Source organism: Cellulosimicrobium sp. I38E (assembly GCF_001647255.1).
GTDB classification, from domain to species: Bacteria; Actinomycetota; Actinomycetes; order Actinomycetales; family Cellulomonadaceae; genus Cellulosimicrobium; species Cellulosimicrobium cellulans_E.
Genome location: NZ_LUAZ01000009.1, coordinates 95,461 through 104,562, shown reverse-complemented (window position 1 = coordinate 104,562; position 9,102 = coordinate 95,461). Strand labels below are relative to the sequence as shown.

Genomic DNA, 9,102 nt, shown 5'->3' with positions numbered 1-9,102 from the left:
CCGCCCCGGTACCTCACCCACCCCCAGTACCTCACCCACCTTGCAGGACGATGCGAGCGACGACGCGCGCCGCACGTTCGTCGTCGACACCTCCGTCCTGCTGAGCGACCCCCGCGCGATCGGGCGGTTCGCCGAGCACGACGTCGTCCTCCCGGTCGTCGTCATCACCGAGCTGGAGGCCAAGCGCCACCACGCCGAGCTCGGGTACTTCGCCCGCAGCGCGCTGCGCATGCTCGACGACCTGCGCGTCAAGCACGGTCGGCTCGACGCCCCGATCCCCGTCGGTGACGTCGGCGGGACCCTGCGCGTCGAGCTCAACCACACCGACCCGGACGTCCTGCCCGCCGGCTTCCGGCTGGGCGACAACGACACCCGGATCCTGTCCGTCGCCGCGAACCTCGCGGCGGAGGGGCACGACGTGACGGTCGTGTCGAAGGACCTGCCGATGCGGGTCAAGGCGTCGGCGGTCGGGCTGCGCGCGGAGGAGTACCGCCACGAGCTCGCCGTGGACTCGGGCTGGACGGGCATGGGGGAGATCTCCTTCACGGACGCCGAGGCCGCGGCGCTCTGGGAGCACGAGTCCGTCGAGCTGACGAGCCTCGACCCGGAGGTCGTCGAGGCCGCCGGGCCGCTGCACTGTCACACGGGCCTCGTGGTGCACTCGCCGCGCGGCTCGGCCCTCGGCCGGGTCACCGCGGACAAGCACGTCCAGCTCGTGCGCGGCGACCGCGAGCTGTTCGGGCTGCACGGCCGCTCGGCCGAGCAGCGCGTCGCGATCGACCTGCTGCTCGACGAGTCCGTCGGCATCGTGTCGCTCGGCGGCAGGGCCGGGACGGGCAAGTCGGCGCTCGCGCTGTGCGCGGGGCTCGAGGCGGTGATGGAGCGCCGCCAGCACCGCAAGGTCATGGTGTTCCGCCCGCTCTACGCGGTGGGCGGCCAGGAGCTCGGGTACCTCCCCGGCTCCGAGGCCGAGAAGATGAACCCGTGGGCGCAGGCCGTCTACGACACGCTCGGCGCGCTCGTCTCGCCGCAGGTGCTGGACGAGGTGATCGACCGCGAGATGCTCGAGGTGCTGCCGCTCACGCACATCCGCGGGCGCTCGCTGCACGACGCGTTCGTCATCGTCGACGAGGCCCAGTCGCTCGAGCGCAACGTGCTGCTCACGGTCCTCTCCCGCATCGGGCAGTCGTCGCGCGTCGTCCTCACGCACGACGTCGCGCAGCGGGACAACCTCCGAGTGGGGCGGCACGACGGCGTCGCCGCGGTGATCGAGGCGCTCAAGGGCCACCCGCTGTTCGCGCACGTGACGCTCACGCGCTCCGAGCGCTCGCCCGTCGCGGCGCTCGTCACGGAGATGCTGGAGTCGATCGAGGTCTGACCCGCCGCGAGGTAGAGGCCTGGCGATGACCAGGCCTCTACCTCGCGGTACCCGGCCTCTACCTCGGCGGACCGGGGATCTCGCTCGCGCGGGGGCGGGTCCGCGGGTGGACGAGGACCACCGCGAGCACGCCGACGACGGCGCCCAGGACCGTGTCGAGCGCGCGGTCGAGCGCGAGCGCGGCCGGGTCGGCCGGGTGCGCGAGCGAGGTCATGAGGAGCGCCATGGGCGTGATGGTGAGCATCGCGAGCCCGTAGTGGCGGCTCACGATGGTCTCGGTCACGGTCTGGAGCACCACGACGACCGCGGCCGTCCCCCAGAAGCCGAGCGGTGCGGCGAGGAGCGGCCACGCGAGCAGCGCGCCCGCGACGGTGCCGGCTCCCCGCTGCAGCGCCCGCACGACGGCGTGGCGCGCCGACTCGCCCTGGAGCACGGCGGTCGAGCCCATGGTCGCCCAGGCGCCGTGCCCGAGGCCGGCGACCGCGGCGACCCCGCCCGCGACGAGCCCGGCGACCCCGACGCGCGCCGTCGCGAGCCGCCACGGGCCACGGACGCCGGACCGCGCCTGAGTGGTGAGCGAGGTGCGCACGGGTGCCGCTGCGTCCTCGCGCGGGGTGCCCAGGGCGTCGAGCGCCCGCTCGATCTCGTCGAGCTCGCGGGAGAGCGCGGGGACGGCGCCGCGGGGCCGCCGCCACGACGCGTCGTCGGCGAGCACCTCGCGCGCCCGGGCGACGGCGACCCGTGCGGCGTGCGACCCGTGCGGGGAGGGCGCGGGCAGCGCCGTGTCGGTCGGGCGCTCGCCGGGGGCGACGTCCCCGCCACGCGACGCCTCCCGCGCGACGACCGCGACGGCGTCGGCCGCACGCCGGACGGCGAGGCGCGCGGGCGCCGTCGGCCGCACGAGTACACCGGCCATGCAGACGAGCCACGCGAGGAGCGCGCCGGACGAGCCGGCGAGCACGCGGGGGCCGAGGTCGGCGAGCGCCGGCGAGCCCGCGAGCCCTGCACCCGCGGCGAAGACGACGATCGTCGCGCCTGGCGGGCCGGTCCGGACGACGAGGCAGAAGGCCGTCGCGCCCGCGGCGAGCAGCGCGACGGCCGCCGTGGTCACGAGCGTGGTCACGCCGGCGGCGGCGAGGAGCGTGAAGACCGCGATCGTGCCGGCCATGAGGACGCCGACGGTGGCGAGGAGGGCGGCGCGGCGGCGGTAGGGGTCGTACCGGCCGTAGAGCGACGTGAGCGCGCCGAGGGAGGCGAACGCCGCGAGGTCGGGTCGGCCGAGCAGGCCCGGGACGGCGATCGCGAGGGCGACCGCCGCACCGCACCGCAGCGCGGCGGCGAGGGTCGCGTCCGCAGGGCTCACGCGCAGCGCGTCGCGCAGGTGGGCGGGGTCGAGGACGTCCTGGGCGGCGGCACGCACGGGTGCGAGGCCGGGCAGCGTGGGGGAGGGGAGCGAGGAGAGGAGTGGCATGACCGGTCCACCGTACCGGTGATTCGAAGGTGTTTCACCGGTGAAACACTGTGAGGTCCGCCCTATCCTGGGTCGGTGGACTACGTGGACCGCGTGCGAGCGGAATGGGCCGAGCAGCGGCCGGACCTCGACACCTCGACCTCCGCCGTCGGGGCGCGGCTGCGCCGTGCTGCTGGTCTCCTCGAGGGCGCGCTCGAGCGCTCGGCGGCGCGCCACGACGTCTCGCGCGCGGAGTTCGACGTTCTTGCCGCCCTGCGGCGCGCGGGACGCCCGCTGCGCGCGGGCGAGGTCACGACGATGACCGGCGCCCCCGGAGCGTCGATCACCAAGCGCCTCGACCGGCTCGAGCGCGCGGGGCTCGTCGAGCGGACCGTCGCCGAGCGGGACCGCCGCGGCGTCCTCGTCGCCCTCACGCAGGACGGCGTCGCGCTCGTCGACGAGGTGTTCCCGCAGCAGCTCGACCGGGAGCGCGCGGCGCTCGCGGACCTCGACGACGCCGAGCGCGCCGAGCTCGCGCGGCTCCTCGGCGTGGTGTTGCGCCGCCTCGACCCGGTCGACTACTGAGCGCACGCCGAGACGCCGAGAGCCGGGCGGGGTGCGCGCGCACCCCACCCGGCTCCACGGCGGATCGGACGGTCCGAGGGCTCAGGCCTGCGGCGGGCGCGTCATCGACAGCACGTCGAGCGCCTCGTCGAGCTGCGCCTCGGTGACCTCGCCGCGCTCGACGAAGCCGAGGTCGATCACGGCCTGGCGGACGGTGAGGCCCTCCTTGACGGAGTGCTTCGCGACCTTCGCCGCCGCCTCGTAGCCGATCACGCGGTTGAGCGGCGTGACGATCGACGGCGAGGACTCGGCGAGCGCGAGGGCCCGCTCGACGTTCGCCGTGATGCCCGCGACGGTCTTGTCCGCGAGGACGCGCGACGCGTTCGCGAGGAGGCGGATCGACTCGAGGACCCCCTGCGCGATCACAGGGATCTGCACGTTGAGCTCGAACGAGCCCGACGCGCCGGCCCACGCCACGGTCGCGTCGTTGCCGATCACGCGCGCGGCGACCATGAGCACGGCCTCGGGCACGACGGGGTTGACCTTGCCCGGCATGATCGAGCTGCCCGGCTGCAGGTCCGGGATGAAGATCTCGCCGAGACCCGTGTTCGGGCCCGAGCCCATCCAGCGCAGGTCGTTGCAGATCTTGGTGAGCGAGACGGCGATCGTGCGCAGCGCGCCCGAGAGCTCGACGAGGCCGTCGCGCGAGGACTGCGCCTCGAAGTGGTCGCGCGCCTCCGTGAGGGGCAGACCCGTGTCCTCGACGAGCAGCGCGATGACGCGCTGGGGGAACCCGGCGGGCGTGTTGATGCCGGTGCCGACGGCGGTGCCGCCGAGCGGGACCTCCGCGGCGCGGGGGAGCGCCGACTCCAGCCGCTCGACGCCGTACCGGATCGCGGCGGCGTACCCGCCGAACTCCTGGCCGAGCGTCACGGGCGTGGCGTCCATGAGGTGCGTGCGGCCCGACTTCACGACGGTCGCGAACTCCGCCGACTTGGCCTCGAGCGCCTCGGCCAGGTGGCCGAGCGCGGGCACGAGGTCGCGCACGACGCCGGCGGTCGCCGCGACGTGCACCGACGTGGGGAAGACGTCGTTGGAGGACTGCGAGGCGTTGACGTGGTCGTTCGGGTGCACGTCGCGCCCGAGCGAGCGCGTGGCGAGCGTCGCGAGGACCTCGTTCGTGTTCATGTTCGACGACGTCCCGGACCCGGTCTGGTAGACGTCCACCGGGAAGTGCGCGTCGTGCGCGCCGGAGGCGACCTCGTCGGCCGCGGCGACGATGGCGGCGGCGACGTCCTCGTCGAGCACGCCGAGCTCGGCGTTCGCCCGGGCCGCGGCCTTCTTCACGCGCGCGAGGGCCTCGATGTGACCGCGCTCGAGCGGGGTGCCGGAGATCGGGAAGTTCTCCACGGCGCGCTGCGTCTGCGCGCGGTAGAGAGCCTGCGCGGGCACGCGCACCTCGCCCATCGTGTCGTGCTCGATGCGGTACTCGGTCGTCGGTGCGGCCTCGCCGGCGGCGGCGCCGGAGGCCTCGGGAGATGCAGTCATGGGGCCATCCTGCCGCACCGCGCGCGGGCACCCGCAACCCGCGTGACGGAGGTCACGCGGGTCGCGGGCCGGGCCGGTCGCGCGTCGGCGTCGCGGCCTCAGGCGTCGGCGAGAGGCGCCTCGCCGACCTCGCCCACGACGTCGACCAGGTGGGCGCGGCCCTCGGCGAAGTCGTACTCGACGCCGACGATCGCGCAGCGCCCCTCCGCGACCGCGGCCGCCAGGCCCGCGGAGTACGAGTGGAGCATGTCGACCGTGTTGCGCACGTGCTCGCGGCGCAGCACGGCAGGGTCGAGGTTCTCGAGCGAGCCGTTGCCGGCGCCCGTGATCTTCGCGATCGACGGGATGACGCGGTCGACGACGGCCCGGACGAACCCGTCCGCCTGGGCACCCGTCGTGAGCGTCTCCACCGCGGCGCCCACGGCGCCGCACGAGTCGTGCCCGAGCACCACGACGAGCGGCGCGGAGAGGATGTCCACGCCGTACTCGATCGAGCCGAGCACCGTGGTGTCGACGACGTGGCCCGCGGTGCGCACGACGAACATGTCGCCGAGGCCCTGGTCGAAGATGATCTCCGCCGCGACGCGCGAGTCCGAGCACCCGAACAGCACCGTGTGCGGGTGCTGCGCGGCCGAGGTCTCGCGGCGGCGGTCCGCGCCCTGCGAGGGGTGCAGCGGGGCGTCGGCGACGAAGCGGTCGTTGCCGGCTCGCAGCGTCGCCCACGCCTCGGCGGGGGTGAGCGAACGGACCGGCTGTGCGGGGGCGGGAGAGGTCATGGCTCCCATCATCGCGCAGGTCGGGGCGTGCCCGACGTGCCCGTTCGCATGGCGGGCCGGGCCGGGGAGCGGTATCCATGAGGGGTGACACCCCGGAGACGGGGAAGCCGCGACCGAGGGGAGCTGACGTGCGTCGACGCACCCGAGCGCTCGCCGTCCTGGTCGCCGTGGGGCTCGTGGCGCCGCTCGCCGCGTGCGGCCCGGGCGACGACGGGACGCCGGTGCTCACGTGGTACATCAACCCGGACAACGGCGGCCAGGCCGACATCGCCGCCTCCTGCACGGAGGCCGCCGGGGGCGCGTACCGGATCCAGACCGAGCTCCTGCCGCGCGACGCCGCGTCGCAGCGCGAGCAGCTCGCCCGCCGCCTCGCGGCGAAGGACTCGTCGATCGACATCATGAGCCTCGACCCGGTGTTCATCGCCGAGTTCGCGGAGGCCGACTTCCTCGCCCCGGTGCCCAGCGACGTCGCCGACGCGACGACGCAAGACGTCGTGCAGGGCGCGATCGACGCGTCGACGTGGAAGGACGAGCTGGTCGCCATCCCGTTCTGGGCCAACACCCAGCTCCTCTGGTACCGCAAGTCGGTCGCCGAGGCCGCAGGGCTCGACATGTCGCAACCCGTCACGTGGGACCAGATCATGCAGGCCGCACAGGACCAGGACAAGCTCCTCGCGGTCCAGGGCGCCAAGGCCGAGTCGTTGACGGTGTGGATCAACGCGCTCGTCGAGGGCGCGGGCGGGCACATCCTCGAGAACCCGGAGGCGCCGGCGGACGAGGTGAAGCTCGGCCTCGACACCGACGCGGGCAAGGCCGCCGCGACCATCATCGGCGAGATCGGCACGTCCGGCGTCGGCGGCCCGGGGCTCCCGAGCGAGGACGAGCCGGCATCCCTGACGAAGTTCCAGGGCGACCGCGGGTCGTTCATGGTCAACTGGCCGTTCGTCTGGTCCTCCACCCAGGGCGCGGTCGACGCGGGGTCGCTCGACCAGTCCCTGCTCGACGACATCGGCTGGGCCCTCTACCCGCAGACCACGGAGGGCGACGACGCCCGCCCGCCCTACGGCGGCATCTCGCTCGGCATCGGCGCGTTCGGCAAGCACACCGACCTCGCGTACGAGGCGGCGCAGTGCATCGTCAGCCCGGAGAACCAGGCCGAGTACTTCGTGACCAACGGGAACCCCGCCGCGAGCATCAAGGCCTACGACGACCCCGACGTCCAGGAGGCCTTCCCCATGTACGACGTCATCCGTGACTCGCTCGACCAGGCCGCCCCACGGCCGCAGACGCCGTTCTACAACGAGGTCTCCACGGGCCTCCAGCAGACGTGGTACCCGCCGGCGTCCGTCGACCCTGACACGACGCCGCAGGAGTCCACCGAGTTCATCACCGCCGTCCTGCGAGGGGAGCGACTCCTGTGAACGCCGGACCTCCCGCCGAGCCTGCACCCCGCGGCCGGCACGCCACGCCGTCGACCACCGCCGACGAGGCGCCGACCCGTCGCGGCTCCGAGTCCCGTCGCGAGTCCCGTCGTGAGTCCCGGGACGACTCCCGCGGCGCGCCCGACGCCGCGGCGAAGGCCGCGCGCAGCGACCGGGCCCGCGCCGAGGCGCGCCTCGGGTGGTACCTCGCCGGGCCGGCGTTCGTCGTCATGCTCGCCGTGACGCTGTACCCGATCCTCCAGGCGGTCTACGACTCGCTCTTCAACTACAAGCTCACCGCCCCGGACGACCGCGCGTTCGTGGGTCTGAACAACTACGTCGTGATCCTCACGGACTCGGTGTGGTGGCGCGACCTCGGCGTCACGCTCTTCATCACGGTCGTCACCGTGCTCATCGAACTCGTGCTCGGGTTCGCGCTCGCGCTCGTCATGCACCGCGCGATCAAGCGCCTGCGCGGGCTCCTGCGCACCGCAATCCTCGTGCCGTACGGCATCATCACCGTCGTCTCGGCGTTCGCGTGGTTCTACGCGTTCGACATCACGTCCGGGTACGTCAACCACTGGTTCGACTGGGTGCCCGGCATCGGACCGGACCTCAACTGGTTCGCGCAGCAGGGCACGAGCCTCTTCGTCATCATCGCGTCCGAGGTCTGGAAGACGACGCCGTTCATCTCCCTCCTGCTCCTCGCCGGCCTGGCGCAGGTGCCGGGCGACCTCGAGGAGGCCGCGAAGGTCGACGGCGCGACCGCCTGGCAGCGGTTCACGCGCGTCATCGTGCCGAACATGAAGGCCGCGATCATGGTCGCCGTGCTGTTCCGCGCGCTCGACGCGTTCCGGATCTTCGACAACGTCTTCATCATGACGAACGGCGCGAACGGCACCGAGGTGCTGTCCCTGCTCGCCTACCGCACCTCGATCGGTCAGCTCCAGATCGGTATGGGCTCGGCCATCTCGGTGCTGCTGTTCCTGTGCGTCGTGCTCATCTGCTTCATCGCGATCAAGCTCTTCAAGGTGGATCTCGCCGGCGCGAGGGGGGAGAAGTGATGGGCAGCGTCCTCAGCACCCGGGCCAAGGTCTGGTGGGCCGTCATCACGGTCGTCGTCCTCGTCGGGTCGCTGTTCCCCGTGGTGTCGATCTTCATGACGAGCTTCAAGGGGCCCAGCGACATCAACTCCGGGACGTTCCTGCCGCCGCAGTGGAGCACCGAGAACTACGAGCAGATCCTTGCCTCGGGCGGGTCGGCGCAGGAGCTGTTCCTCTCCGCGCTGCGCAACTCGATCGGCATCTCGCTCATCGCGACCGTCATCGCCGTCGTGCTCGCGACGCTGTGCGCGTACGCGATCGCGCGCCTGAACTTCCCGGGCAAGCGCCTCATCCTCACGACGGCGCTCGGCGTCTCGATCTTCCCGGTCGTCTCGATCGTCACGCCGCTGTTCAACCTGTGGCGCAACATCGGCCTGTACGACACGTGGCTCGGCCTCATCATCCCGTACCTGTCGCTCACGCTCCCGATCTCCATCTGGACGCTCGCCGCGTTCTTCCGGCAGATCCCGTGGGAGCTCGAGCAGGCCGCGCAGGTCGACGGCGCGACCCCCTGGCAGGCGTTCCGCAAGGCGATCGTCCCCCTCGCGGCGCCCGGCGTCTTCACGACGGCGCTCATCGCGTTCTTCATCGCGTGGAACGACTTCGTCTACGGCATCTCGCTCACGTCGACGAGCGCGGCCCGTCCGGTCCCGGCGGCGCTCGCGTTCTTCACCGGCGCGTCGTACTTCGAGGAGCCGACCGGCGCGATCTCCGCGGCGGCCGTCGTCGTGACGATCCCGGTCGTCGTGCTCGTCGTGCTGTTCCAGCGCCAGATCGTCTCGGGCCTGACCCAGGGTGCGGTGAAGGGATGAGCACCACCGCCCTGCCGGCCACCCCGCTACCCGCCGCGGCACCGCCGCGC

8 protein-coding genes are annotated in these 9,102 nt (G+C 73.1%); 5 read left to right on the top strand and 3 right to left on the bottom strand.

The window, feature by feature from the left end:
- Nucleotides 1–40 precede the first annotated feature (40 nt).
- Complete coding sequence (locus A0J59_RS02465; RefSeq protein WP_047232762.1) at nt 41–1,378, top strand: PhoH family protein; 1,338 nt, start codon at nt 41–43, stop codon at nt 1,376–1,378.
- Nucleotides 1,379–1,436: 58 nt separating this feature from the next.
- On the opposite strand, the gene A0J59_RS02460 is transcribed toward A0J59_RS02465, so the two are convergent.
- On the bottom strand, nt 1,437–2,849 hold the full coding sequence (locus A0J59_RS02460) for an FUSC family protein (protein ID WP_064315108.1): 1,413 nt from the start codon (nt 2,847–2,849) through the stop codon (nt 1,437–1,439).
- 75 nt (nt 2,850–2,924) lie between these two features.
- On the opposite strand from A0J59_RS02460, the gene A0J59_RS02455 reads away from it, so the two are divergent.
- On the top strand, nt 2,925–3,413 hold the full coding sequence (locus tag A0J59_RS02455; RefSeq protein WP_064315107.1) for a MarR family winged helix-turn-helix transcriptional regulator: 489 nt from the start codon (nt 2,925–2,927) through the stop codon (nt 3,411–3,413).
- Between the two features lie 81 nt (nt 3,414–3,494).
- On the opposite strand, the gene A0J59_RS02450 is transcribed toward A0J59_RS02455, so the two are convergent.
- On the bottom strand, nt 3,495–4,940 hold the full coding sequence (locus tag A0J59_RS02450) for a class II fumarate hydratase (RefSeq protein ID WP_047232764.1): 1,446 nt from the start codon (nt 4,938–4,940) through the stop codon (nt 3,495–3,497).
- Nucleotides 4,941–5,038: 98 nt separating this feature from the next.
- A complete protein-coding gene (locus A0J59_RS02445; protein WP_047232765.1) occupies nt 5,039–5,716 on the bottom strand; it encodes a carbonic anhydrase in 678 nt (225 codons plus the stop codon).
- Nucleotides 5,717–5,844: 128 nt separating this feature from the next.
- Between A0J59_RS02445 and A0J59_RS02440 the strand changes: the two genes are divergently transcribed.
- Genes A0J59_RS02440 through A0J59_RS02430 form a run of 3 tightly spaced genes read left to right on the top strand, consistent with a single transcriptional unit; the run spans nt 5,845 to nt 9,052 of the window.
- Nucleotides 5,845–7,137, top strand: a complete 1,293-nt coding sequence (locus A0J59_RS02440) for an extracellular solute-binding protein (protein ID WP_053369762.1) — start codon at nt 5,845–5,847, stop codon at nt 7,135–7,137.
- Entirely contained in the window at nt 7,134–8,201 is a 1,068-nt protein-coding gene (locus A0J59_RS02435; protein WP_082141189.1) for a carbohydrate ABC transporter permease, read from the top strand. The genes A0J59_RS02440 and A0J59_RS02435 overlap by 4 nt, the downstream gene beginning before the upstream one ends.
- Nucleotides 8,201–9,052: a carbohydrate ABC transporter permease gene (locus tag A0J59_RS02430; protein WP_064315106.1), complete on the top strand. Its 852-nt coding sequence runs from the start codon at nt 8,201–8,203 to the stop codon at nt 9,050–9,052. Before A0J59_RS02435 ends, A0J59_RS02430 begins: the two co-directional genes overlap by 1 nt.
- Nucleotides 9,053–9,102 lie beyond the last annotated feature (50 nt).